Below are 22,529 nucleotides of genomic sequence, written 5' to 3' on the forward strand. Positions count from 1 at the left end.
TGCCTTTGGATGCCAGCACCATCAACAGCCTGTTCCTGATCGGCGCATTACTGGTGGGCGCGAGTATTCTGGTCAGTTCGCTGTCGTCGCGCCTGGGCATCCCTATTCTGGTCATCATTCTCGCCGTGGGCATGGTCGCCGGTGTCGATGGTGGCGGCATCATCTTCAACAACTACCCGACCGCCTACCTGGTGGGCAACCTCGCCCTGGCGGTGATCCTGCTCGACGGCGGCCTGCGCACACGGGTGGCGAGCTTTCGCGTAGCGCTATGGCCGGCACTGTCGCTGGCCACGGTCGGGGTCATGATCACCACCGCCCTGACCGGCCTTGTTGCTGCCTGGCTGTTCAACCTGAGCCTGATCCAGGGCTTGCTGATCGGCGCCATCGTCGGCTCCACCGACGCCGCAGCGGTGTTTTCGCTGCTGGGCGGCAAGGGCCTGAACGAACGGGTTACCGCCACCCTGGAGATCGAGTCGGGCAGCAACGACCCGATGGCGGTCTTCCTGACAGTTACGCTGATCGACATGATTGCCAGCGGCCAGACCGGCCTGCACTGGAGCCTACTCACCCACCTGCTGCGCGAGTTCGGCATCGGCGGGTTGCTGGGCCTGGGCGGCGGCTGGCTGATGCTGCAAATGGTCAACCGGATCAACCTGGCCGGTGGCCTCTACCCCATTCTGGTGGTGGCCGGTGGCCTGGTGGTGTTCTCGCTGACCAACGCCCTGCACGGCAGCGGCTTCCTGGCTGTGTACCTGTGCGGCCTGGTGCTGGGCAACAAGCCGATTCGCAGCCGCCATGGCATCCTGCACATGCTCGACGGCATGGCCTGGCTGGCGCAGATCGGCATGTTCCTGGTACTGGGGCTGCTGGTGACACCGCACGACCTGCTGCCCATTGCCCTGCCGGCACTGGGCCTGGCGTTGTGGATGATCCTGGTGGCGCGGCCTCTGTCGGTGGTGGCGGCATTGCTGCCGTTCAAGGCCTTCCACGGCCGCGAAAAAGGCTTCATCTCGTGGGTTGGCCTGCGCGGCGCGGTGCCGATCATTCTCGCGGTGTTCCCGCTGATGGCCGGCCTGCCGGACGCCCAGCTGTTCTTCAACCTGGCTTTCTTCATCGTGCTGGTGTCGCTGCTGGTGCAAGGCACCAGCCTGCCGTGGATGGCCAAGCTGCTGAAGGTGACGGTACCACCGGATCCGGCGCCCATCTCCCGCTCTGCGCTGGAGGTGCACATCACCAGCGAGTGGGAAATGTTCGTCTACCGCCTGGGCAAGGAGAAGTGGTGCATCGGCGCCGCCCTGCGCGAGCTGAAGATGCCGGAAGGCACACGCATCGCCGCCCTGTTCCGCGGCGAGCAGTTGCTGCACCCCTCTGGCAGCACCGTGCTGGAGGTCGACGACATGCTCTGCGTGATCGGCCACGAACACAACCTGCCGGCGCTGGGCAAACTGTTCAGCCAGGCGCCGCAGCGTGGCCTGGACCTGCGCTTCTTCGGCGACTTCGTTCTTGAAGGCGATGCCGAACTGGGTGCGGTGGCCGCACTGTATGGCCTGAAACTCGATGGCCTGGACGCGAAAATGCCGCTGGCGCAGTTCATCCGACAGAAGGTCGGAGGCGCTCCAGTAGTAGGTGACCAGGTGGAATGGCACGGCACGATCTGGACCGTGGCGACCATGGTCGGGAACAAGATCCAGAAAGTGGGCGTCAGATTCCCCGAAGGAACGCGACCCGGACCAGGATTGTTCCTCTAAACTTCGTTTCTGCCGGATCCACAAGTAGTCTGCCTATGTCCCTGCGCGCATACCTTCGCCCAGCCCTGCTCGGGCTGTGCCTGTCCCTTTCCTTCGCGGCCACCGCGGCAGAGCCGCCAACGGCTGCCAGCATTCAGAACAGCCTCGACAAGATTGCCGAGCGCAAGCTGCCCGAGGCCGACCAGAAGGCCTTGCAGCAGGTGCTGGAACAGACCCTGAGCCTGCTGGCCAGCAAGGACGACAACGAGAAGAAGCTGGCCGCCCTCAAGCAGCAACTCAGTGCCGCACCCAAGGAAACCGACGACAGCCAGAAAGAGCTGGCCCGGCTCAAGCAAACCAAGGTTCAGCCGGTTGCCCAGCGCTATGCCAACCTCAACGTGCAGCAGCTCGAACAGATGCTCAGCGAGCGCAACACCCAGCAGGGCGAGCTGCAGAAGTCGCTGTCCGACGCCAACAGCCTGATCATCAACTCGCAGACCCGCCCCGAACGTGCCCAGGCCGAAATCAGCAGCAACCAGACCCGCGCCCAGCAGATCAACAGCATCCTCAAGACCGGCAAGGACGGTGGCAAGTCGATCAACGCCGACCAGCGCAACCAGCTGAACGCAGAACTGGCTTCGCTCAACGCGCTGACCCTGCTGCGCCGCCAGGAACTGGCCGGCAACAGCGTGCTGCAGGACCTTGGCAACGCCCGCCATGACCTGCTGATCGAGCGTGCCGCGCGTCTGGAGCAGGAAATCCAGGACCTGCAGACGCTGATCAACGACAAGCGCCTGGCCCAGTCCCAGGAAACGGTCACCCAGCAATCGATCGAGGCGCAGAAGGCGGGCGGCAGCAGCCTGCTGGCCACCGAAAGCGCAGCTAACCTGAAGCTGTCCGACTACCTGCTCAAAAGCACCGACCGCCTCAATGAGCTGACCCAGCAGAACCTGCGCACCAAGCAGCAACTGGACAGCCTGACCCAGGCCGACCAGGCGCTGGACGAGCAGATCAACGTGCTCAAGGGCAGCCTGCTGCTGTCCAAGATCCTCTACAAACAGAAACAGACCCTGCCACACCTGAAACTCGACCGTGACCTGGCCGACCAGATCGCCGACACCCGCCTGTACCAATTCGAGGTCAGCCAGCAGCGCGAGGTGATGAGCAACCCGGTGACCTATGTCGACAAGCTGCTGGCAGCCCAACCGCAGGAACAGGTTACCCCGCAGCTGCGCAAGGCCCTGCTGGAGCTGGCGATCACCCGCAGCGACCTGCTGGAGCGGCTGAACCGCGAGCTTTCGGCGCTGCTCAACGAATCGATCACCCTGCAGCTCAACCAGAAACAATTGCTGGGCACTGCCCAGAGCCTGCGCACCACCCTCGACGAGCAGATGTTCTGGATCCCCAGCAACAAGCCCCTGGACTGGGACTGGCTGCGCACCGTGCCGCAACGGCTGGCCGACCAGGTCGCCAACCTGCCGTGGGCCTCCAGCCTGAGCGAGCTGACCGACGGCCTCAGCCACCGGCCGCTGCTGTTCCTGCCGCTGTTGCTGGTGATCGGCGCTCTGTTGTGGCGGCGCAAGTACCTGTACCAACGGCTGGGCAAGGTGCACCAGGACATTGGCCATTTCCGCCGCGACAGCCAGTGGCATACGCCACAGGCGATTCTTATCAATATCCTGCTGGCGATGCCGGTCAGCCTTGTCCTGGCGTTGTGCAGCTACGCCCTGCAAATCGACGCCCGCGGGCAGAACGCCAACCTCGGCGCGGCCCTGTGGCAACTGGCCCAGGCGTGGCTGGTGTTCTATACCGCCTACCGCATCCTTGCACCCGGCGGCGTGGCGGAAGTGCATTTCCGCTGGTACAAACCGCAGGTCGAGTTCCTGCGGGGCTGGGTACGCCGCCTGGGCACCGTGGTGCTGGCCCTGGTCGGGGTAGTGGCGGTGGCCGAGCACCAGCCGTCGGCGCTGGCCGACGATGTACTGGGTATTGGCGTGGTGCTGGCCTGCTATGCGCTGATGGCCTGGCTGCTCAGCCGCCTGCTGCTCAGCAGCCCGGCGCACCGTGACACTTCGCTGTTCCGCAAGGCGGTCGGCGTGGCGTTCACTGCGCTGCCTATCGCCCTGTTCGTCGCGGTGTGCTTCGGCTACTACTACACCGCCCTGAAACTCACCGACCGGCTGATCTACACCCTCTACCTGCTGCTGTTCTGGCTGGTGATCGAGGCCGCCTTCGTGCGCGGCCTGTCGGTTGCGGCCCGCCGCCTGGCCTACCAACGGGCACTGAGCAAGCGCGCGGCGGCCAAGGAAGGGCTGGACGGCGAAGTGGTCGTCGAAGAGCCGACCCTGGACATCGAGCAGGTCAACCAGCAATCGCTGCGCCTGATTCGCCTGGCCCTGCTGGGCGGTTTCATCGCTGGCCTGTACTGGGTATGGGCCGACCTGCTCTCGGTGTTCGCCTACCTCAACAACTTCGTGCTGTACGAATACACCAGCGGCACCGGCGCCGCTGCCAGCATGGTGCCCATCAGCCTGGGCGACCTGTTGGGGGCACTGGTGATCGTCGGCATTACCTTCGCCCTGGCCGGCAACCTGCCAGGCCTGCTGGAGGTGCTGGTGCTGTCACGCCTGAACCTGGCCCAGGGCAGCGCCTACGCCACTACCACCCTGTTGTCGTACACCATCGTCGGCGTGGGTATCGTCAGCACCCTGTCGACCCTGGGGGTCAGCTGGGACAAGCTGCAATGGCTGGTGGCGGCGCTGTCGGTGGGCCTGGGCTTCGGCATGCAGGAAATCTTCGCCAACTTCATCTCCGGCATCATGATCCTGTTCGAGCGCCCGGTACGCATCGGCGACACCATCACCATCGGCAACCTGTCGGGCACGGTGAGCAAGATCCGTATCCGCGCCACCACCATCACCGACTTCGACCGCAAGGACATCATCGTCCCCAACAAGACCTTCATCACCGGCCAACTGATCAACTGGTCGCTGACCGACACGGTCACCCGGGTCACGCTGAAGCTGGGCATCGACTATGGCTCCGACCTCGACCTGGTGCGCGAGCTGCTGCTCAAGGGCGCGCATGAAAACCCACGGGTGCTCAAGGACCCGGAACCGATCGTGTACTTCCTCAACTTCGGCGAGAGCTCGCTGGACCACGAACTGCGCATGCACGTGCGCGACCTGGGTGACCGCAACCCGACGCTGGATGAACTCAACCGCTTCATCAGCCGCGAGTTCAAGGCGCACGACATCAAGATCTCGGTACGCCAGGTCGAGGTGTTCCTGATGGACGCAGCCGGCGGCAAGCAGCAGCTGATACCGATGGAGCAGCCCAAACCCGATGGCACCCAACCTGTGTGAGTGGACGCCATAGGGCATGAACGCCCAGAATGCCTGCGAGGGCTTGGCCCTTGATCGCCGGCAAGCCAGCCCCCACAGCTGGGCCCCGCAAAGCGGCCCCAATGGCACCGACTTCCAGGAGCAGCCCGTGAAAGCCCTCGACCAACTCACTTTCGACAACCGCTTCGCCCGCCTGGGCGATGCGTTTTCTACCCAGGTGCTGCCCGAGCCCCTCGCCGAGCCCCGCCTGGTGGTGGCGAGCGAGTCGGCCATGGCGCTGCTGGACCTCGACCCGGCCCAGGCCGAACTGCCTCTGTTCGCCGAACTGTTCAGCGGCCACAAGCTGTGGGACCAGGCCGACCCAAGGGCGATGGTGTACTCCGGCCACCAATTCGGCTCGTACAACCCGCGCCTGGGCGATGGCCGCGGCCTGTTGCTGGCCGAGGTCCTGAACGAAGCCAATCAGCACTGGGACCTGCACCTCAAGGGGGCCGGCCAGACGCCGTACTCGCGCATGGGCGACGGCCGCGCCGTGCTGCGCTCATCGATCCGCGAGTTCCTCGCCTCCGAAGCCCTGCACGCCCTGCACATTCCCACTAGCCGCGCGCTGTGCGTCATCGGCTCGAGCACCCCGGTATGGCGCGAAACACGGGAAAGCGCGGCCATGCTCACCCGCGTGGCGCAGAGCCACGTACGCTTCGGTCATTTCGAGTATTTCTACTACACCAAGCAGCCTGAGCAGCAACGGGTGCTGCTCGACCACGTCTTGCAACAGCACTACGCCGAGTGCGGCACCGCCGAGCAACCTTACCTGGCGATGTTCCGCACCATCGTCGAGCGCAACGCCGACCTGATCGCCCGCTGGCAGGCCTATGGCTTCTGCCACGGGGTCATGAATACCGACAACATGTCGATCCTCGGCATTACCTTCGACTTCGGCCCGTACGCCTTCCTCGACGACTTCGACGCCAATTTCATCTGCAACCACTCCGACGACCGTGGTCGTTACAGCTACGCCAACCAGGTGCCCATCGCCCACTGGAACCTCAGCGCGCTGGCCCAGGCGCTGACCACGGTGGTCGAGGTGGAGCCGTTGAAGCAGGCGTTGAGCCTGTTCCTGCCACTGTACCAGGCCCATTACCTGGACCTGATGCGCAGGCGCCTGGGCCTGACCACGGCTGAGGATGACGACATGGCGCTGGTCGAGCGCCTGCTGCAGTGCATGCAGCGCGGTGGTGTGGACTACAACCTGTTCTTCCGCCGGCTGGGCGAGCAACCGGTGGCCGAAGCGTTGAAGGTGGTGCGCAATGACTTCATCGACCTGGCCGGCTTCGATGCCTGGGGCGCCGATTACCTGGCCCGATGCGAGCGTGAAGCCGGCAATGCCGAGGGGCGCCGCGAACGCATGCATGCAGTGAACCCGTTGTACGTGCTGCGCAACTACCTGGCGCAGAAAGCCATCGAGGCAGCTGAAGCGGGGGATTACAGTGAAGTGCGGCGGCTGCACCAGGTACTGAGCAACCCCTTCGAGGAGCAACCCGGGATGCAGGCCTACGCCGAGCGCCCACCGGAATGGGGCAAGCACCTGGAAATCAGCTGCTCTTCCTGATTGGCGCTTCCCCCCTGTGGGAGCGGCCTTGTGTCGCGATGGGCTGCAAAGCAGCCCCAATAATCTCGAGGAACCAACATGTCCGAACCACTGGTCATCCCCTGCCCCCACTGCAACGGCCTCAACCGCTTGCCTGCCGAGCGCCTGGGCGACGCGCCGAAATGCGGCCGCTGCAAACAGCAGGTCCTGCTGAGCGCCCCTTTCGAACTCACCGAAGCCAGCTACGCCAGCCAAATCAAAGGCGACCTACCGCTGTTGGTGGATGTCTGGGCCGACTGGTGCGGCCCGTGCAAATCGTTCGCCCCCACCTTCGAACAAGCCGCCCGCCAACTGGCCGGCCGCTGCCGCCTGGCCAAGCTCGACAGCGAAGCCAACCGCAACCTGGCCGGGCAACTGGGCATCCGCTCGATCCCCAGCCTGCTGCTGTTCAAGAACGGCCGCGAAGTCAGCCGCCAGGCCGGGGCGTTTCCACTCCAGGCGTTGTTGGAGTGGGTGCGCAGCCAGGGGGTTTAGTTTTCAAGCGCTTGCCAGCAGCGACTCATAGGGAATGCGAAGGCCATCATGCAGGCGCTTGATCATGGAAAGGCTCAGCCCGCGCTTCCCGCTCAGTACTTCCGAAACTCGCCCGCTTGGACCGATGTACGGTTCAAGATCTCTTGGCGTGAGCCCCTGCTGATCCATACAAAACTTGATAGCCTCGATGGGATTGGCGGGGTGAATGGGATAGTGCCTGTTCTCGTACACTTCGATCAGTGTCACAAGCACTTCCATTTCATCAGCCTCAGGCGTGCCGCTTCAGACTGAAAAATGGCTTCGAGGCGCTGGAATGCTGCTCGGGGATCGTCCTCGTTACTAATCGGCTTAGTATTCACAGATTGTCTCCACGTCAATCTCGTCATAGCGCTTGTGCGTACCGACGAACTTCACCCAGGCGATACCGGCGCGGTACTGCATCTCAACCACAAGCCGGTACTTGTTACCCCCAATAAGGAAGCGGGCTAGATACCTACTCGCTGCGCTCCAGCAAATCATGCAACTCGACAAACTGCTGTGTCAGCTTGTGCCTGGGCTCCAGGTGAATCAGCGGCAGGCTGGCGTGGTGCGATTCACGCATCTTCACCGAGCTGCCAAGGTACACCGGCAGCACCGGCAGCCCTTCGGCCAGCAGTTCGTCGAGCATCTGCTGCGGCAGGCTGGCACGCGACTGGAACTGGTTGACCACGATGCCTTCGACTACGAGGTCTTCGTTATGGTCTTCCTTGAGGTCTTCAATTTCGGCCAGCAGGCCATACAGGGCCTGGCGCGAAAAGCTGTCGCAGTCGAAGGGAATCAGCACACGGTCAGCCGCGATCAGCGCCGAAACTGCATAAAAATTAAGCGCCGGCGGGGTGTCGATATAGATCCGCTCGTAATCCTCGTCTAGCTCATCGAGCAGCTTACGCAGCTTGTTGATCTTGTGCTTGGCCTCGAGCTTGGGCTGCAGGTCGGCCAGTTCAGGCGTTGCAGTCACCACATGCAGGTTGTCGAACGGGGTTTCATAGATATCCACCTTGTTCTTCTTGCTGAATGGCCCGCTGGACAGGCTCTGCTTGAAGAAATCGGCGATACCCATGGGGATATCCTCACCCGTCAGCCCGGTGAGGTACTGTGTCGAGTTGGCCTGGGCATCCAGGTCGACCAGCAGGGTCCGGTAGCCTTCATTGGCACTGACCGCCGCCAGGTTGCAGGCGATGCTCGACTTGCCCACGCCACCTTTCTGATTGAACACCACGCGCCGCATGGTTGACCTCCGTGTTTCAACGAATGCCCGAGTATGTGGCGGTGTCGCCGCCATGGCCAGTGCTATTCGCCTGAAGCAGCTGCGCAAACGCCTTGGCCATGGCCGACCCGCCGCCTTCGCGCTGCACCAGCCACACCGCGGTCATCGCCCCCTCGTCGAGCAAGGTGCGGTACACCACCCCTTCGATACGCATGCGCTGGAACGAGGCCGGCAGCACCGACACCCCCAACCCCGCCGACACCAGGCCGATGATGGTCATCGCCTCCCCTGCCTCCTGGGCAAAATGCGGGCTGAACCCGGCCTGCCGCGCCAGGCTCAGCAACTGCGCATGCAAGCCGCTGCCATAGCTGCGCGGGAAGAACACGAACGGCTCATGGGCCAGCGCCGCCATGTGCACGCCTTGCCCGCTGGCTTCGGCCAGCGGGTGTGAGGCATTGATCACCGCCACCAGTGGCTCGCGGAACAGCTCGGTGGCCAGCAACCCTTCCGGCAGCGGCATTGGCCGCATCAGGCCGATTTCGATGGACTCATCGAACACCCCTTCGGCAACATCGCGGCTGCTCATTTCCTTGAGGTTCAGGTGCACTGCGGGGAAGCGCTGGCGAAAGGCATGAATGGCCTTGGGGATCTTCGATGTGAACGGGGCCGAGGAGGTAAAGCCGATCTTCATCTCGCCCAATTCACCCAGTTGTGCACGCCGCGCCACATCCGCCGCCTTCTCCACCTGCGCCAGCACCTGACGCGCCTCGCCCAGGAACAGCCGGCCTGCCTCGCTCAGCTCGACCCGGCGGTTGGTGCGCTCGAACAAGCGCGCCCCCAGCTCCTGTTCCAGCGCCTGGATCTGCTGGCTCAGCGGCGGTTGCGAAATGCCCAGTTGCTGGGCGGCGCGGCCGAAGTGCAGCTCTTCTGCCACGGCAATGAAATAACGCAGATGGCGCAGTTCCATGGTTCGCTCCAAACAAGTCGCACAACGTCTTAAATAGGTCGAACAATATATTGGATCTAATCATTAGCCAGCTATATGCTTTTTTCATTGCACCAGAGGTACCCGCCGTGAAAACTGCTGTAGCCGCGCAGCCCATCCAACTCGAACCTGCCACCTTGACCGACATGTGGATCGAAAAAGGCACCCCCGCCTTCATGAAGACCGTGCTGGCCCTGTTCAGCGGCGGCTTCGCTACCTTCGCCCTGCTGTATTGCGTACAGCCGATGATGCCGTTGCTGTCTAAAGAATTCGCCATCAACGCCGCACAGAGCAGCCTGGTGCTGTCGGTGTCGACCGCGATGTTGGCGTTCGGCCTGCTTGTAACCGGTCCGATCTCGGACCGCATCGGCCGTAAGCCGGTGATGGTGTTCGCCCTGGTGTGCGCCGCGCTCTCCACCCTGGCCAGCGCGGTGATGCCGAGCTGGGAACTGGTGCTGGCCACCCGCGCGCTGGTCGGCCTGTCGCTGAGCGGCCTGGCAGCAGTGGCCATGACCTACCTGAGCGAAGAGATCCACCCCCAGCACATTGGCCTGGCCATGGGCCTGTACATCGGCGGCAACGCCATTGGCGGCATGAGCGGGCGGCTGATCACTGGCGTGTTGATCGACTTCGTCAGCTGGCACACAGCCATGCTGACCATCGGTGGCCTGGCCCTGGGCGCCGCCGTGGTGTTCTGGAAGGTGCTGCCGGAGTCACGCAATTTCCGCCCGCAAACGATGAGCCCGCGCAGCCTCCTGGACGGGTTCGTCATGCATTTCAAGGATGCCGGCCTGCCCTGGCTGTTCCTGGAGGCCTTCCTGCTGATGGGTGCCTTCGTCACCCTGTTCAACTACATCGGCTACCGCCTGCTGGCCGAGCCCTACCACATGAACCAGGCACTGGTCGGCTTGCTGTCGGTGGTGTACCTGTCCGGCATCTACAGCTCGGCGCAGGTCGGCGCCTTGGCGGACAAGCTGGGCCGACGCAAGGTGTTCTGGGCCAGCATCGTGGTCATGGCGTGTGGTTTGCTGATGACCCTGGCCAGCCCACTGGCCATGGTGATCGTGGGCATGCTGGTGTTCACCTTCGGCTTCTTTGGCGCGCACTCGGTGGCCAGTAGCTGGATCGGCCGGCGGGCGCTGAAGGCCAAAGGGCAGGCGTCGTCGCTGTACCTGTTCAGCTATTACGCCGGCTCGAGCGTGGCCGGTACGGCGGGCGGGGTGTTCTGGCACCAATGGGGCTGGAATGGCATCGGCCTGTTCATAGGCAGCTTGCTGGCAGTGGCGTTGCTGGTGGCGCTACACCTGAGCAAGTTACCACCTAAGTCGGCGTGAGGCATTCGCGGGCACGCCCGCGACCTGGCCCGGGAATCAGTTGATGATTTCGACGATATCCACATCCACTTCACGGCTCATCAGGTGTTTCTCCACCTCACCGGTCAGCTTGACCTTAGTCTTGTCGTTGAATGGCGTCGGTGGCAGGTCTTCATCATCGATTTCCACGGTGATGGTGCCGGTGTTGTCCTTGAATTCGTATTTGTCGTCGTTGTTGATCTTCTTGGTGACGAAGCCCTGCAGCACCACCGGCGTGTCATCGGCGGCATCGTTCGCAGCGGCCACGGTGGTTACCGCTTGTGCACCCGGGCCGGTATAGCCGGCAGCCAGGGCAGCAGTGCTGAACAGCGGGGCGAGGATCAGGGCAAGGTAACGGGTTTTCATGGAGGCAGGTCCTGTTTCGGTTTGGATGGGAACAGCCTACCGAAGCTGGCTGAATCCAATCTTAATCGCCCCAGGCTTCGTCCAGTTCCAGCGCCAGCTGCACCTGCAACTGCGCGCCAGTCACCTGTAGCTGCACACTGCGCAGCTGTGCGCCGTCACGTTCCAGCGTGTGCAGCCAGCTCAGCACTGCCGTGGGCTGGCCTTCGAGGCTGACGTCGAGCTGCGTGGCCCGAGCCTGCAGCGCGACAACGCGCAAACCGGCGGCCAAGGCACGCTCATTGAGCGCGGCGGGCGTCAGTGCCCGCACCGCTTTGCGCCCCCCGACCGGCGCTGACGCCACCTGCTGCAACTGCCCGGCCAGCTCCAGCGCCTGCCCACGGGCAAGCTCGGCCTGCAGCAAGCGCTGCTTGCCAGGCACCCAGGCCAGTTGCCAGAGCACCAGCATGGCCACACCCCATAGCGTGACCCTGATCAGTGCCCGGCGAGTGGCAGGTAGCGTTTGCCATTGGCGAGCAAGGGCCTGCTCAAACCTGCGCTTCATCGAGTCCCGCTCCAGGTCAGGGTTGCCCGCACCCCTTGGGCGGTCTGCCGGGCCTGGTCCATCAGCACGGCAGGGGCCAGCAGGCGCAAGCGCTCGAGGTCATCGAACCCTAGGGCCAGCACATCCATTCGCCACCCTTGCGCCGGGCTGAACGCGGCCCGCTCGAGGGTGATGTTGCCGGTTTCCACCAGCGGCTGCGCGACGGCCGCCAGGCCTTCCATGCGGGTGGTCGCACGAGGGCCGGCCTGCAACGCCCTGACGCGCACCGCCAGGTCACCGGTGACGGGCTGCCCAGGCGCCCACCGCTGGAATGCCTGAACGTTTTCGGCATGTTGTTGAGCCACGCGCTGCAACAGCCCCTCGACACGCCAATGATCGGCCACGCACAGCATGGCGAAGCCCAGCAGCCCTGCGCCCGCCAACGCCGACCAGGGTAACGCCAGGCGCTGACGGCGGAATGGCCCCTGGCGCAGGTCCAGCGCCTTGGCTCGCCCTTGCAGCAAGGTCTGGAAGGCATTGTCGACCCTGTGGTTGACCAGCGGTTGCCCGCCATCGGCAGCGGCCGCCTGCCAGGCCATCGGCGGCAATTGCCGTGCCACGATTTCGGCTGCCTGGGGCGTAGCGACCAGCCACGGCCCACCTCGACCGCCCACCAGCCAGCGCCCGTCAAGCCACAGTGCACTGGGCTGCTCGCCACCCAGCAGGTCGGCGTCGACATGGACCGCGGCCGGGTCGATACCCAGGGTTTGCAACAAGGCCAAGACATTGCGCAGCACCTGACGCTCTATCACCAGCGCACGGCGGTGCCCTTGCATATCCGCTGCGGCAAAAACCAGGTGCACCGATTCCAGCGCCGCTGCCAACTGCTCTTCGGCGGCGTAGGCCAATGCTTCAGGCTTCGGCCGCTTGCCTGGCACGGGGCCGATTTCGCAACTGCCGAGCATTTCCATCGGCAAGACAAGGATCACAGGGCCGGCCAGGGTCGCCCCGAGCGCGTCCAGACGCGTCTTGCGCACGCTGCCGTCGGCTGCTCGCAGCCACACCGGCCACTGCGCATCGGCCGCCGCAACGCCCGCGGGCAATAGGTACAGCCAGGTTTCACTCATCTGCTCTTCGCTCCCGCATTGCAGTAAACACACGCCGCACCACACGAACCTGGTGCGTGTTCAAGTCGATCTCCAGGTCGCTGTACAGGTACATGCGCCTCCCTGCCTGCTGTGCCTGCACCTCCAGGCGAAACCAGCGGCTGGTCACGGCAAGCCCGCGCCTGTTCACGCCCACGCCTTCCAATTGCGCAGAGGCCAGAAAACGCTCCACCGTCGGGTAGCCCGCCTTGGGGCGTTGCCGTACCAGGTCGGCGGCCACCGCTGGCGACAACTCCGCCAGTGCTGCCAACAGGCGTGCCGGGGCCGTGTTGATGTTGAGCCGCGCCTCCTTGGGCAACACCACTACCCAAGGCTGCAAACGCGCCATCACCTCGGCAGTGACGCCCGGCAGGGCCCGCAACTGGGTAGGGTCCAGCAGCGGCTGGCCCGCCAGCGCCTCCAAGGCCGCCGGCGCCACCTGCAGTGCATGGCACAGGCGCTGCCAACGCTCGAGCAGCAAGGGGTCGGGGGTTTTACCTGCGGTCAGGGCGCCGAGGTTGAAGCGCCCTGCAAGGTCCTCCAGCTGTAGTTGCACCCGGCCTTCGCCCAAGGTCAACACACGGGGTTGGCCCCAGCCCTGCCGCCCGTGGGTCACCTGCAGGATCTCCCCTACCTCACCCCGCAGGCTCGCAAGCGCCTGTTGTTCGCCGGCTTGCGCCAGGCGCAACAGGCGCGTGGCTTCGAGCTGCTGGGCAACACCGCCAAGCAGCAGGCGATGGCTGTGCAACATGCCGGCTACCAATAACGTCAGCAGCGCCATCACCAGCAGCACGGTAATCAGCGCCAGCCCCTTCTGCCGTTGACGCTTCACTGGCTGGCCCCGCCAAGCGGCAGTACCCGCCGAATCTGCGCCAAGCGCCGGGTGGACAGGGTCACCTCCAGCGCCTGCGGTGGCAGGGCCCGGCGCTGGGCCATTGGCCAATGCGCCTGCCAGCCGCTACCGGGTACATGCAGGCGCCACTGCAGTTCGCCCACACCTTCGAGCAAACGCTGCGGGCGCGGCTGGCCCTGCCCCTGGGTGCGCCGCTGGCGCCACAGCACGCCGTCGGCGAGCCAGTATTCGACCACCCTCAGTTCGCTGCGCTTGAGCGCCTGGTGGTCGGGTTCGCGGGTCAGCCAATGGGCCCGGTCGCCGTTCAACAGGATGCCGTAACCGCCCTTGCCCAGGCGCGCCGGCAGATACCCTTGCAAGGCATCGCGCTGGATCAGGCTCATGGCCCTGCCCAACGCATGCAACTGCTCGGCCTGGGCCTGGCGCGCACGCTCGGCCCGCATGACCACATCCAGCACACGCGCACTGCCCACCGCCAACAAGGCAAAGAGGGCCATGGCCAGCAGCAGTTCGATCAAGGTGAAACCGCGCTGGCGGGGCCTAGCGTGAAGCATCGCTGCCCCCCTGCCACCCGGTGGCCTGGTGCAACACCTGGCGATCGGCCGCAAGGCCCACGCGCACCTCGACCTCCAGCAGGCCAGCCCCGCCCAGCCGTCGGCGGCTTTCCTGCAGCGTCCAGCGACGCTGGCCGAACATCACCTCCACACTGCGCTGGCCGGGCGCCAGGGCCGGTTGCAGGCGCATTTCCAGCAGGTGGTTGTCGGCGACCCAGCTGGCAAAAAGACGCTCCTGCAACCCCTGCGACTGCACCAGTATGCGCTGGCTGGCCGTGCTCACCGCCACGGCCAGCACCGCGAAGATCGCCAGCGCCACCAACACCTCGAGCAGGGTGAAGCCGCGTTCAGGGCTGGAACTGCGGGGCATTGAGGCCATCGCTCGACAGGGAGACCAGGCGCACGGTGTCGGCCTCGAAATACAGGGAAAACGGCGTGTGCTCGTCATTGCCGTACATCACCAGTTGCGGCGCCTTGCCAGGCACGGCGGGTGGCACTGGCAGCCCATCGATCTGCAGGCGCAGGTCCAGGCCAATATCGCGCTGCTGGCCCGCGGGCTCCCAGCTGTCACCGCGGGCCTTCAGCAGCTGATAGCCTTGCGGGTCGATTCGGATACCCAGCGCCACGCCCTCCAGCACAGCCTGTTGCCGTGCGTGTTGCACCAGTTGCAGGAACAGGTTGGCCTCCTGGCTGGCCAGGCGCTGCGGGTCGCGCCCGATACCGAGCCCCGCCATGCCCATGACGATGCTCAGCAGCAGCAGGACCAGCAACAGTTCCAGCAGTGTGAAGCCTTGCGCGCGGGGCCGTTTCATTCAGACCAGTTGCCGATATCGGCATCCATCTGTTCGCCGCCCGGCTGCCCGTCGGCACCCAGCGAGTAAAGGTCATACCCCTGGTTCGAACGGCTGCCCGGGTTCACGTACTGGTAAGGCGAGCCCCAAGGGTCGGTAGGCGTACGCTTCAGATAGCCCTGGGCACTCCAGTTGCGCGGCAATGGCGCCACGCTGGGGCGTGTGACCAAGGCGTCCAGGCCCTGCGCGGACGTTGGATAACGGCCGTTGTCCAGCCGATAGATTTCCAGCGCGGTGGCGATCGACTGCAGGTCGGTGCGGGCCGCGGTCAGCTTGGCATGGTCGGGACGGCTCATCACGTTGGGCAGTACCAGCGCGCCAAGCACGCCCAGGATGATGACCACCACCATGATTTCGATGAGTGTGAAGCCACGTTGCGCGTGGCGTGTAGCACGAAGGGACATGTCAGTTGACCAGTTGGTTGAGGTTGAGGATCGGCAGCAGGATGGCCAGCACGATGAACAGCACGATGCCCCCCATCACCAGCAGCATCAGGGGTTCGCAGAGGCTCACCAGCAGCGCGATACGCCCTGCCAGTTGCCTGGCCTGGAGGTCTGCGGCACGTTCAAGCATGGTGTCCAGTTCACCGGCGCGTTCGCCGCTGGCGATCATGTGCAGCATGAGCGGTGGCAGGGTGTCGCTGCGTGTCAGGCAACTGGCCAAGGCGCTGCCCTCGGCCAGCTCGCGGGCGGCCTGCAGCAGACGCTCGCGCAGGGTGAGGTTGCCGATCACCGCCGTAGCGATGTTCATCGCTTCTACCAAGGCCACGCCGCTGCGCCCCAGGATCGCCAAGGTGCTGATGAACCGCGCCGCCTCGCTGGCCCGCGCGAATTCGCCATAACCTGGCAGGCGCAGTGCCAAGGCATGCCACCGGCTACGCCATGGCGGTTGTTGCAGGGCCCACGCGCCCAGAGCAATGCCGGCCAGCAGCAGCGTGAGCGCTGCCAGGCCGTACTGGTTGGCGGCATCGCTCAGGGCAATCAGCACTTGCGTGGCCAACGGCAGGCGCGCCTGGTCGCGGGAGAATGCCTGCACCACATCAGGCACGACATAGCCCAGCAGAAACCCCACCACCAGCAACGAGACGGCCAGCAGAATCACCGGGTAGACCATGGCCAGCTGCACTTTCTGCCGCAAGGCTTGCTCGTCCTCGCCATGCGCGGCCAAACGTTCGAGCACGTCCGCCAAGCGCCCGGAGCGCTCCGCAGCGGCCACGGTGGCCCGGTAGATGACCGGGAACGCCCGCGGGTAATGGGCCAGCGCCTGGGCCAGGGCATGGCCTTCGGCAACCCGCTCTGCCACGCCGCGCAACACCTGCCGCTCCTGGCGCCGGGTGCCTTGCTCGGCAACCGCCTGCAAGGCTTCGGTCAACGGCAGCCCGGCCTGCAGCAGGGTCGCCAGCTGGCGGGTCAGCAGCGAGCGCCGGGTCAGGCTCAAACCGCTACGGTTCAGCACGCCCGCCAGCAGTGACCGCGGCACGGGGCGCAGTTTCAGCACCTGCCAGCCTTGCTCGCGCAAGGTTTGCCGAGCCTGACGCGCCCCTGGGGCTTCCAGCGTACCGCGCTGGCGGGCGCCCTTGGCATCCTGGGCCTGATAGCGAAACAGCTGCATGTCAGTCCTGCCCGGTCACGCGCAGCAGTTCTGCCAAGCTGGTCTGCCCTTGGCAGACACGCTGAACACCGTGCTGGAACAGGCTCGGCGTGTCCTGGCGAATCAGTTCATGCATGGCGGCCTGGGATGCCTGGGTGTGGATCGCCTGAGCCAGTGCAGGCTTGACCACCACCATCTCGTGCAAGGCCAGGCGCCCACTGTAGCCCGCCTGGCATTCATTGCAGCCCTGCGCCTGGTAAAGCTGCGCGGGCAGCCCGGCAGGGTTGCCCAAGGCGCTGGCCATGGCCTGGTCCACCTCGCAGGCCACCTTGCAGTGCGGGCAGAGCCGGCGTACCAGGCGCTGGGCCATCACCCCGGCCAGCGACGAAGCCAGCAGGCAAGTATCGATGCCCATGTCGGCAAGCCGCGTGATTGCGCCCAGCGCGCTGTTGGTGTGCAGGGTGGAAAGTACCAGGTGGCCCGTCAGCGACGCCTGCACCGCGATGTTGGCGGTTTCCTTGTCGCGGATTTCGCCCACCATGACCACGTCCGGGTCCTGACGCAGAATGGCGCGCAGGCCACGGGCGAAGGTCATGTCGACCTTGGGGTTGACCTGGGTTTGCCCGATGCCGGCCAGGTGGTACTCGATCGGGTCCTCCACGGTGAGGATATTGCGCGACTCCTGGTTCAGGTACGCAAGCGCGGTGTACAAGGTGGTGGTCTTGCCCGAGCCGGTTGGGCCGGTGACCAGGAAAATGCCGTGTGGCTTTTCCAGCATGCTCATGAAGCCAGCACGCACAGCCGCCGGCATCTGCATGTGGTCGATGTCCAGGCGCACGGCCTGCTTGTCCAGCAACCGCAGCACCACCCGCTCGCCATGGGTGGCAGGCAGGGTCGAAACGCGCACGTCGACTTCATGGCCAGCCAGGCGCAGGCTGATACGACCGTCCTGGGGCACGCGCTTCTCGGCGATGTCCAGGCGCGCCATGACCTTGATACGCGAAACCAGCAGGGCAGAAAGCTCCCGTGGGGGTGACAGCACTTCGCGCATGACGCCGTCGATGCGCATGCGCACGCGCAGCTGATGCTCGAAAGTTTCCAGGTGGATATCCGAGGCCCGCGAGCGCACCGCTTCGCTGAACAGGGCATTGAGCAGGCGGATGATCGGCGCATCGTCTTGCTGTTCGAGCAGGTCGCTGGTTTGCGGCAAGGCCTCGGCCAGCCGTGGCAGGTCGATTTCCTGGTCCAGGCCCTGGACGATCGATTGCGCGGCATCCCCACCCAGGCCGTAGCAACTGGCCAGGCGCTCGGCGAAGTCGGCTTCGCTCACCTGGCGCAGCGGCCAGGTATTGCCCAGCAAGCGGCAGGCTTCGGCCAGGGCGGCCAGGGACGCGCCTTCTCGCATCATCAGCACCGGCTCGGGCGCCTGGCGGTCGAGCAGGATCCCGTGACGCCGGGCAAAGCCGAATGGCAGCTCAGGGCTCATGGCTGTGGCACTTGCGCGCTTGGCAAGCGACGTGGCTCGAACAGGCGCTGAGCATCAGCCGGCAAGGGCGAATCATCGGCTGCGCGCACCCCGTCGTAGGCCCTGCGCCCTACCTCGACCCGCTCCGCCTGGCTACGCAAAATGGTCGGGCGCAGGAAGACCATCAGGTTGGTTTTCTCCTGAATGTCGCTGCGCCAGCGGAACAGACCGCCAAGCCACGGAATGCGGCTGAGCAACGGTACCCCACGCTCGACCTTGCGCATGCTGTCCTTGATCAGGCCGCCAATCACGATGATCTCGCCGTCGGCGGCCAGGATGGTGCTCTTGAGCGTACGCTTGTTGGTGACCAGGTCGTTCTCGGCCGTGCTCGGCGCGATTTCGGAGCTTTCCTGCTCGACCTCCAGGCGCAGGCTTTGCCCCTCATTGATGTGCGGGCGCACCTTCAGGCTGATACCGATATCCTTGCGTTCGACCGTGGTGAACGGGTTCTCCGAACCACTGCCGGGGGTAACGTAGGAGCCGGTCTTGAAGGCGACGTTCTGCCCCACCAGGATATGCGCCTCCTGGTTGTCCAGGGTCAACAGGCTTGGCGTGGACAACAGGTTGCTGCGGCTGCTGCTGGCCAAGGCCGATATCAGCGCGGCAAAACGGTCCGTGCCAATGGCCAGGGCAGCGCCACCCGGCAGCTTGGCCTCCTTGCCCAGCAGGTCGGCCAGCCCGGTGCCACTTTCGCTGAACGTGACCCCGCCGTTGAGCCCGCCGGTGCCCACGCCCCACTGCACACCCAACGCTTCATCGATGCTGCCGCTGACTTCGACGATTGCCGCATGGATGAGGACCTGTGCCCGTGGCTGGTCCAATTGCTGGATGATCTGCTCGACGCTGTCCAGTGTCTGCGGCTCGCCCAGCAGCACCAGCGCATTCTGGTCGGCATCGGCCTTGACCACGGCGTCGCCAGTGAGGTTGGCGCCCAAGTCACGGGTGCCCGGCGCGCCATCCAGGCGCTTGCCCACCTCACCCAGCACGTCGGCAAGCTGCTCGGCGTTACTGTGCTGCAAGCGCACCACACGCCAGTTCTGCGCGGTGGCGGGTGCCGCCACATCCAGCGAACGGGTCAGTTGTGCCAGGCGCTGCCTGGACTTGGCCGGGCCGAGGATCAGCAGGCGGCTACCGTTGGCGTCGGCCACCACCTGCACACCGCTGTCCGGCCCCCCGGCCGCCGCTTCGACCACGGCGAACACGGCCTCGGTCTGGGCGTTATGCAGGGTCACCAGCTCATAGTCGTGCCGCTGGCCGCTGTCCAGCTGCAAGACCAGGCTCTCCAAGCGTTCAAGGTTGGCTGCAGAGTCGGTCACCACCAAGGCGTTGGCCGAGCTGGAGGGGCCAATGTAGCCGCTGCTGGACACCAACGGCCGCAACAGGCCGGCCAGGTCGGCAGCGACGCTGCCCGACAAGGTAAAGACGCGCGTGGTGAACGCGGCCGGTATGGCCTCCACCTGTTGGTTGGCCCAGGCCTTGGCTTCGCTGGCCGGCAGCACCAGCAAACGGTCGCCATCATTCACGGCGGCAAAGCCCTGGGCATTGAGCACGGAGTAGAACAGCCGGCGTATGCCTTCGCGGTCCAGGGCTTCGTTGGAAAGCACGGTGATGCGCCCCTGCACGCGGGGGTCGAGGATGATGGTCTGGTCGAGGATTTCCCCTACCTCACGCACCACCTCGCGTACGTCGGCATCGCTCATCGCCAGTTGCCAGGTGGGCATTTCAGCCAGCGCCAGGGAACAGCACAGGGTCAAACAGGCGCCGAACGAGGCGCCTTGCAAATATCGCTTGAAAGTCATTGCACCTCCCGCAACAGGCGGGATGAAGGATCAGAAACCGGGCGCGGGCGAGGGGCCGCCCCCATGGGCAGAAAAACGCTGGGGCCAGGGGTAGCCAACGCCACGACTTCCTCGCGGCCGTCGACCCACAGCACGATGGAGCGCACATCGATACGGCGCAGCACACCGTGGCCCGCAATCCGCTCACCCACCCGGTAGACAGTCTCGCCCCCAGCGCTTTTCACCAACGCCCGCGCCCCGCCCTGGCTGGATACGAAGCAGGCCTTGAGCGTGATGTCCGCCCGGCTAGACCGCTGGCGCTCAGGCTGAAAGCCGAATGCCAAGGCCAGGGCGGTCGTCGAGAACGGTTGCTCCGGGGCGGCTGCCGTGGCCAGCGCCGAGGCCGGCAGCAGCGGGGGCGCAGTTAACGGATACAGCCGTTCCCGCGCTATCAGCCCGGCAAGCGTTACCAGTACCAGCGCCAGCCAGATCACATGCGATGAGCGCTTCATCCGAATCAGGGCAGCATGCGCCGCAGTACACGGCGGCCGGCCAGTTCATGCAGCACCACGGCAGCAATGTGCACCGACACGCCCAGGGCCAGCAGCAGGCACGCGCAGATGTGGACCTTGAACCACAGGCCGTGCCAGAACGGTTCGCCCAACAGCGGCGCGAGGGTGAACCAGCCGAACACGTCGATGGGCCGGTCCATCATCAATACGCCGGACAGCAGCACGATCGCGGTGGTCCAGTACAAACCTTCATGGACAAGATGGGCGATCCGCTCGCCCCTGGCTGCACCCTCCAGGCTGCCGGGTTTGAACAGGGTCCGCCGCAGCAGCCAGCGCAGCAGGAATATCGGGATGAACAGGGTGGTCAAGGCCACGTTGACGAACGCAACCAAGTGAAACGTGGTCGGGGTGACGTTCAGGTGCGCCACGTAGAAGCCGCTGAGCAGTACCCAAATGATGACCAAGGCAGAGACCCAGTGCAGGAGGATCTGCTGCCAGGCATATTTTCGTGCTTGCATAAACAGTACTCGAAGGGCCTGGCCCCCCGTCGAGGGGCCAGGTGTGCTGCATTACTTCTCGGTCCAGGCCATGTTCCAGTGAGAGCCGGTACCTGGCTCGAACTGGGCGGCATTGGCGGAGTACTGCACGCAGTAACCCGAGTTCGGGAAGGGCTGGCACTCGTAGACCTTGCCATTCTTGGGCTGCAGTACCTTGGTGCCGGCCTGGTAGCTGGACAGCGACTCCGGGAAGACAAAGTCGTACGAGCCGTCACCCGACGCCTTTAGCTGGACCGTGCGCTCATCCTGCAGCAGCTCGCGCTCGCGCTTGTCCACGCCGACGACCTTGAGGGTGTGCTCACCTGGCACGCTGGCGACGTTCAAGGCGAACGGCGCGCTGCCGTTGACCAGTTGCCGTGCGTAGGCGACCTGCTTGTTGCTGGCGTCGAACAGCCGCGCCGATACGGTCAAGGCCTTGTTGGTCATGACGGTAAAGTCCACGCTACTCTGGCCATCAGCGATGGTGTACTCAGGTTTGACATCATGCAGGTGCAGGGTGGCGGGCTCACCGGCAGCGGCCTTGAAGTCGAGGATGTAGTTGGTCAGGCCACTTTCGGCTTTGGCGAAGATGCTGTTGGAGCCCTGGACAGGCTCGATGTTGCCGTCGGCATCCATTTGCCCGGCACGGACCAGCGTCTGGGTTTCGTTGATCTGCCTGGCGAGCTTGTAAGCCCAGTTGGCAGCGATACCTTCTTCGGCGTTGTCAATGGTGACGCTCACATGGTGCGACGGACGCTCGCCATTGGCATCGAATGCGCGGGCCGTCACCTGGTCGCCCACTTCAAGGTCTCGGCTGGCGCTGATCTCGGCCAGGCGCGGCCATTCGGGCGCAGGCCCGCCGTCCAGTTGAATATCGACGTCAGCCACGCTATGGAAGGCCTTGTCGGTATCCCCCACTTTCCAGACACCCAGGATCACGTGCTGTCCTGCACGGTCGGCTGGCAAGGTGCAGCTATGCTTGGGGTTGGTGCCAGTGCCGCTGGCAGGCACCTGGTTGTTGCCATCGACTACACAGAACGGCGCGTCGTCGAACGAGGCGCGGCTCAGTGCGGTATTGGGGTTCCAGTCGGCTTTGGTGATGAAGTATTCCCACGTGGTTACCGGGTGCGGCGCCTGGTAATGCCAGTCGAACTGAATGTTCCGGTCAACGATGGGGGTCAGATGCCAGCGGTTGGCCGACTGCTCGTCGAGGGCACCGAAATCGCCACGGACACCACCGCTGGCAATTTTCCCATCAACAGGGCCGGCCGCCGGGAAACGCCCAATGGCCTCACCGACCGACCACGGTTCGTACTGAGCGCCGCCACAGTTGCTGTTCAGGTTCTTGTGGTTGGCATGGCACAGCGCTGCACGTGAAGGCGGGTCAGCCAGATGGCCGTGTGCCTGGGCAACCTGAACCTGCAAACCTGCACCTGCGATAGCCATCCACACACCGGTGGCAACAACGCTTCTGCGCAGGGTTTTTGTTGTATTCATCACGAACTCCGAAGGTTGAATGCAAA

General features: G+C 64.7%; 22 protein-coding genes and 1 pseudogene. 5 read left to right on the forward strand and 18 right to left on the reverse strand.

Annotation, left to right across the window (positions count from 1 at the left end):
- The first annotated feature begins 5 nt into the window (after nucleotides 1-5).
- The 4 genes from QME24_RS07400 to trxC all read left to right on the forward strand — a co-directional run bounded on the left by QME24_RS07400 (nucleotide 6) and on the right by trxC (nucleotide 7,193).
- The gene (locus QME24_RS07400; RefSeq protein WP_047149596.1) at nucleotides 6-1,748 is read left to right on the forward strand and encodes a potassium/proton antiporter; all 1,743 of its coding nucleotides are present in this window, start codon (nucleotides 6-8) and stop codon (nucleotides 1,746-1,748) included.
- Between the two features lie 35 nt (nucleotides 1,749-1,783).
- Complete coding sequence (mscK, locus tag QME24_RS07405) at nucleotides 1,784-5,092, forward strand: mechanosensitive channel MscK (RefSeq protein WP_054906261.1); 3,309 nt, start codon at nucleotides 1,784-1,786, stop codon at nucleotides 5,090-5,092.
- A 127-nt stretch (nucleotides 5,093-5,219) separates the two neighbouring features.
- On the forward strand, nucleotides 5,220-6,680 hold the full coding sequence (gene selO, locus QME24_RS07410) for a protein adenylyltransferase SelO (protein WP_054906262.1): 1,461 nt from the start codon (nucleotides 5,220-5,222) through the stop codon (nucleotides 6,678-6,680).
- Between the two features lie 78 nt (nucleotides 6,681-6,758).
- A complete protein-coding gene (trxC, locus tag QME24_RS07415) occupies nucleotides 6,759-7,193 on the forward strand; it encodes a thioredoxin TrxC (protein WP_054904607.1) in 435 nt (144 codons plus the stop codon).
- A gap of 3 nt (nucleotides 7,194-7,196) precedes the next feature.
- Here the strand turns inward: trxC and QME24_RS07420 are convergent.
- The 4 genes and pseudogenes from QME24_RS07420 to QME24_RS07435 all read right to left on the reverse strand — a co-directional run bounded on the left by QME24_RS07420 (nucleotide 7,197) and on the right by QME24_RS07435 (nucleotide 9,406).
- Nucleotides 7,197-7,552 (reverse strand): annotated as a pseudogene (locus tag QME24_RS07420) (transcriptional regulator).
- Nucleotides 7,542-7,712, reverse strand: coding sequence for a type II toxin-antitoxin system HigB family toxin (locus tag QME24_RS07425; RefSeq protein ID WP_009684981.1), 171 nt, complete (start codon nucleotides 7,710-7,712; stop codon nucleotides 7,542-7,544). The pseudogene QME24_RS07420 and the gene QME24_RS07425 overlap by 11 nt, the downstream one beginning before the upstream one ends.
- Nucleotides 7,687-8,460 carry a ParA family protein gene (locus QME24_RS07430; RefSeq protein WP_009684980.1) on the reverse strand — a complete coding sequence of 258 codons (774 nt, stop codon included), beginning with the start codon at nucleotides 8,458-8,460 and terminating at the stop codon, nucleotides 7,687-7,689. Before QME24_RS07430 ends, QME24_RS07425 begins: the two co-directional genes overlap by 26 nt.
- Nucleotides 8,461-8,476: 16 nt before the next feature.
- Entirely contained in the window at nucleotides 8,477-9,406 is a 930-nt protein-coding gene (locus tag QME24_RS07435; protein ID WP_047149597.1) for a LysR family transcriptional regulator, read from the reverse strand.
- A 164-nt stretch (nucleotides 9,407-9,570) separates the two neighbouring features.
- Between QME24_RS07435 and QME24_RS07440 the strand changes: the two genes are divergently transcribed.
- Entirely contained in the window at nucleotides 9,571-10,758 is a 1,188-nt protein-coding gene (locus QME24_RS07440; RefSeq protein ID WP_280091498.1) for an MFS transporter, read from the forward strand.
- Nucleotides 10,759-10,794: 36 nt separating this feature from the next.
- Here QME24_RS07440 and QME24_RS07445 read toward each other — a convergent pair whose 3' ends face one another.
- From QME24_RS07445 to gbpA, 14 genes are all read right to left on the reverse strand, one after another.
- Complete coding sequence (locus QME24_RS07445) at nucleotides 10,795-11,142, reverse strand: NirD/YgiW/YdeI family stress tolerance protein (protein WP_047149598.1); 348 nt, start codon at nucleotides 11,140-11,142, stop codon at nucleotides 10,795-10,797.
- 61 nt (nucleotides 11,143-11,203) lie between these two features.
- Nucleotides 11,204-11,683, reverse strand: coding sequence for a hypothetical protein (locus QME24_RS07450; protein ID WP_280091495.1), 480 nt, complete (start codon nucleotides 11,681-11,683; stop codon nucleotides 11,204-11,206).
- Nucleotides 11,680-12,789, reverse strand: coding sequence for a type II secretion system protein GspL (gene gspL, locus QME24_RS07455; protein ID WP_232892339.1), 1,110 nt, complete (start codon nucleotides 12,787-12,789; stop codon nucleotides 11,680-11,682). Before gspL ends, QME24_RS07450 begins: the two co-directional genes overlap by 4 nt.
- Nucleotides 12,782-13,639 (reverse strand): type II secretion system protein GspK, encoded by an 858-nt coding sequence (locus QME24_RS07460; RefSeq protein ID WP_232892340.1) that lies wholly within the window; start codon nucleotides 13,637-13,639, stop codon nucleotides 12,782-12,784. Before QME24_RS07460 ends, gspL begins: the two co-directional genes overlap by 8 nt.
- Complete coding sequence (gene gspJ / locus QME24_RS07465; protein ID WP_280091494.1) at nucleotides 13,636-14,214, reverse strand: type II secretion system minor pseudopilin GspJ; 579 nt, start codon at nucleotides 14,212-14,214, stop codon at nucleotides 13,636-13,638. The genes QME24_RS07460 and gspJ overlap by 4 nt, the downstream gene beginning before the upstream one ends.
- Complete coding sequence (gene gspI / locus QME24_RS07470) at nucleotides 14,201-14,584, reverse strand: type II secretion system minor pseudopilin GspI (RefSeq protein ID WP_192441218.1); 384 nt, start codon at nucleotides 14,582-14,584, stop codon at nucleotides 14,201-14,203. Before gspI ends, gspJ begins: the two co-directional genes overlap by 14 nt.
- Nucleotides 14,562-15,026: a type II secretion system minor pseudopilin GspH gene (gene gspH, locus QME24_RS07475; protein WP_054904614.1), complete on the reverse strand. Its 465-nt coding sequence runs from the start codon at nucleotides 15,024-15,026 to the stop codon at nucleotides 14,562-14,564. The genes gspI and gspH overlap by 23 nt, the downstream gene beginning before the upstream one ends.
- Nucleotides 15,023-15,469, reverse strand: a complete 447-nt coding sequence (gene gspG, locus QME24_RS07480; RefSeq protein ID WP_009684967.1) for a type II secretion system major pseudopilin GspG — start codon at nucleotides 15,467-15,469, stop codon at nucleotides 15,023-15,025. Before gspG ends, gspH begins: the two co-directional genes overlap by 4 nt.
- A 1-nt stretch (nucleotide 15,470) precedes the next feature.
- Nucleotides 15,471-16,676, reverse strand: coding sequence for a type II secretion system inner membrane protein GspF (gene gspF / locus QME24_RS07485; RefSeq protein ID WP_281690799.1), 1,206 nt, complete (start codon nucleotides 16,674-16,676; stop codon nucleotides 15,471-15,473).
- A 1-nt stretch (nucleotide 16,677) separates the two neighbouring features.
- Nucleotides 16,678-18,141, reverse strand: coding sequence for a type II secretion system ATPase GspE (gspE, locus tag QME24_RS07490; protein ID WP_154211592.1), 1,464 nt, complete (start codon nucleotides 18,139-18,141; stop codon nucleotides 16,678-16,680).
- On the reverse strand, nucleotides 18,138-19,979 hold the full coding sequence (gene gspD / locus QME24_RS07495) for a type II secretion system secretin GspD (RefSeq protein WP_280091492.1): 1,842 nt from the start codon (nucleotides 19,977-19,979) through the stop codon (nucleotides 18,138-18,140). The genes gspE and gspD overlap by 4 nt, the downstream gene beginning before the upstream one ends.
- On the reverse strand, nucleotides 19,976-20,470 hold the full coding sequence (locus QME24_RS07500; RefSeq protein ID WP_235768187.1) for a type II secretion system protein N: 495 nt from the start codon (nucleotides 20,468-20,470) through the stop codon (nucleotides 19,976-19,978). The genes gspD and QME24_RS07500 overlap by 4 nt, the downstream gene beginning before the upstream one ends.
- Nucleotides 20,471-20,475: 5 nt before the next feature.
- The gene (locus QME24_RS07505; protein ID WP_280091491.1) at nucleotides 20,476-20,988 is read right to left on the reverse strand and encodes a cytochrome b/b6 domain-containing protein; all 513 of its coding nucleotides are present in this window, start codon (nucleotides 20,986-20,988) and stop codon (nucleotides 20,476-20,478) included.
- Nucleotides 20,989-21,039: 51 nt separating this feature from the next.
- Nucleotides 21,040-22,503: an N-acetylglucosamine-binding protein GbpA gene (gene gbpA / locus QME24_RS07510; RefSeq protein WP_225624728.1), complete on the reverse strand. Its 1,464-nt coding sequence runs from the start codon at nucleotides 22,501-22,503 to the stop codon at nucleotides 21,040-21,042.
- Nucleotides 22,504-22,529: the final 26 nt, after the last annotated feature.

It is taken from the genome of Pseudomonas sp. PARCl1 (assembly GCF_947311875.1).
Lineage (GTDB): Bacteria > Pseudomonadota > Gammaproteobacteria > Pseudomonadales > Pseudomonadaceae > Aquipseudomonas > Aquipseudomonas juntendi.

Excerpts from the sequence above, each read along its gene's own strand:
- QME24_RS07450 (WP_280091495.1), bottom strand. The coding sequence starts at position 11,683 with ATGAAGCGCAGGTTTGAGCAGGCCCTTGCTCGCCAATGGCAAACGCTA.
- QME24_RS07500 (WP_235768187.1), bottom strand. The coding sequence starts at position 20,470 with ATGAAGCGCTCATCGCATGTGATCTGGCTGGCGCTGGTACTGGTAACG.
- gspL (WP_232892339.1), bottom strand. The coding sequence starts at position 12,789 with ATGAGTGAAACCTGGCTGTACCTATTGCCCGCGGGCGTTGCGGCGGCC.
- gbpA (WP_225624728.1), bottom strand. The coding sequence starts at position 22,503 with ATGAATACAACAAAAACCCTGCGCAGAAGCGTTGTTGCCACCGGTGTG.
- gspI (WP_192441218.1), bottom strand. The coding sequence starts at position 14,584 with ATGCCCCGCAGTTCCAGCCCTGAACGCGGCTTCACCCTGCTCGAGGTG.
- gspF (WP_281690799.1), bottom strand. The coding sequence starts at position 16,676 with ATGCAGCTGTTTCGCTATCAGGCCCAGGATGCCAAGGGCGCCCGCCAG.
- QME24_RS07505 (WP_280091491.1), bottom strand. The coding sequence starts at position 20,988 with ATGCAAGCACGAAAATATGCCTGGCAGCAGATCCTCCTGCACTGGGTC.
- QME24_RS07445 (WP_047149598.1), bottom strand. The coding sequence starts at position 11,142 with ATGAAAACCCGTTACCTTGCCCTGATCCTCGCCCCGCTGTTCAGCACT.
- gspG (WP_009684967.1), bottom strand. The coding sequence starts at position 15,469 with ATGTCCCTTCGTGCTACACGCCACGCGCAACGTGGCTTCACACTCATC.
- gspJ (WP_280091494.1), bottom strand. The coding sequence starts at position 14,214 with ATGCTTCACGCTAGGCCCCGCCAGCGCGGTTTCACCTTGATCGAACTG.
- QME24_RS07435 (WP_047149597.1), bottom strand. The coding sequence starts at position 9,406 with ATGGAACTGCGCCATCTGCGTTATTTCATTGCCGTGGCAGAAGAGCTG.
- gspH (WP_054904614.1), bottom strand. The coding sequence starts at position 15,026 with ATGAAACGGCCCCGCGCGCAAGGCTTCACACTGCTGGAACTGTTGCTG.
- trxC (WP_054904607.1), top strand. The coding sequence starts at position 6,759 with ATGTCCGAACCACTGGTCATCCCCTGCCCCCACTGCAACGGCCTCAAC.
- gspD (WP_280091492.1), bottom strand. The coding sequence starts at position 19,979 with ATGACTTTCAAGCGATATTTGCAAGGCGCCTCGTTCGGCGCCTGTTTG.
- QME24_RS07430 (WP_009684980.1), bottom strand. The coding sequence starts at position 8,460 with ATGCGGCGCGTGGTGTTCAATCAGAAAGGTGGCGTGGGCAAGTCGAGC.
- QME24_RS07440 (WP_280091498.1), top strand. The coding sequence starts at position 9,571 with ATGTGGATCGAAAAAGGCACCCCCGCCTTCATGAAGACCGTGCTGGCC.
- gspE (WP_154211592.1), bottom strand. The coding sequence starts at position 18,141 with ATGAGCCCTGAGCTGCCATTCGGCTTTGCCCGGCGTCACGGGATCCTG.
- QME24_RS07425 (WP_009684981.1), bottom strand. The coding sequence starts at position 7,712 with ATGATTTGCTGGAGCGCAGCGAGTAGGTATCTAGCCCGCTTCCTTATT.
- mscK (WP_054906261.1), top strand. The coding sequence starts at position 1,784 with ATGTCCCTGCGCGCATACCTTCGCCCAGCCCTGCTCGGGCTGTGCCTG.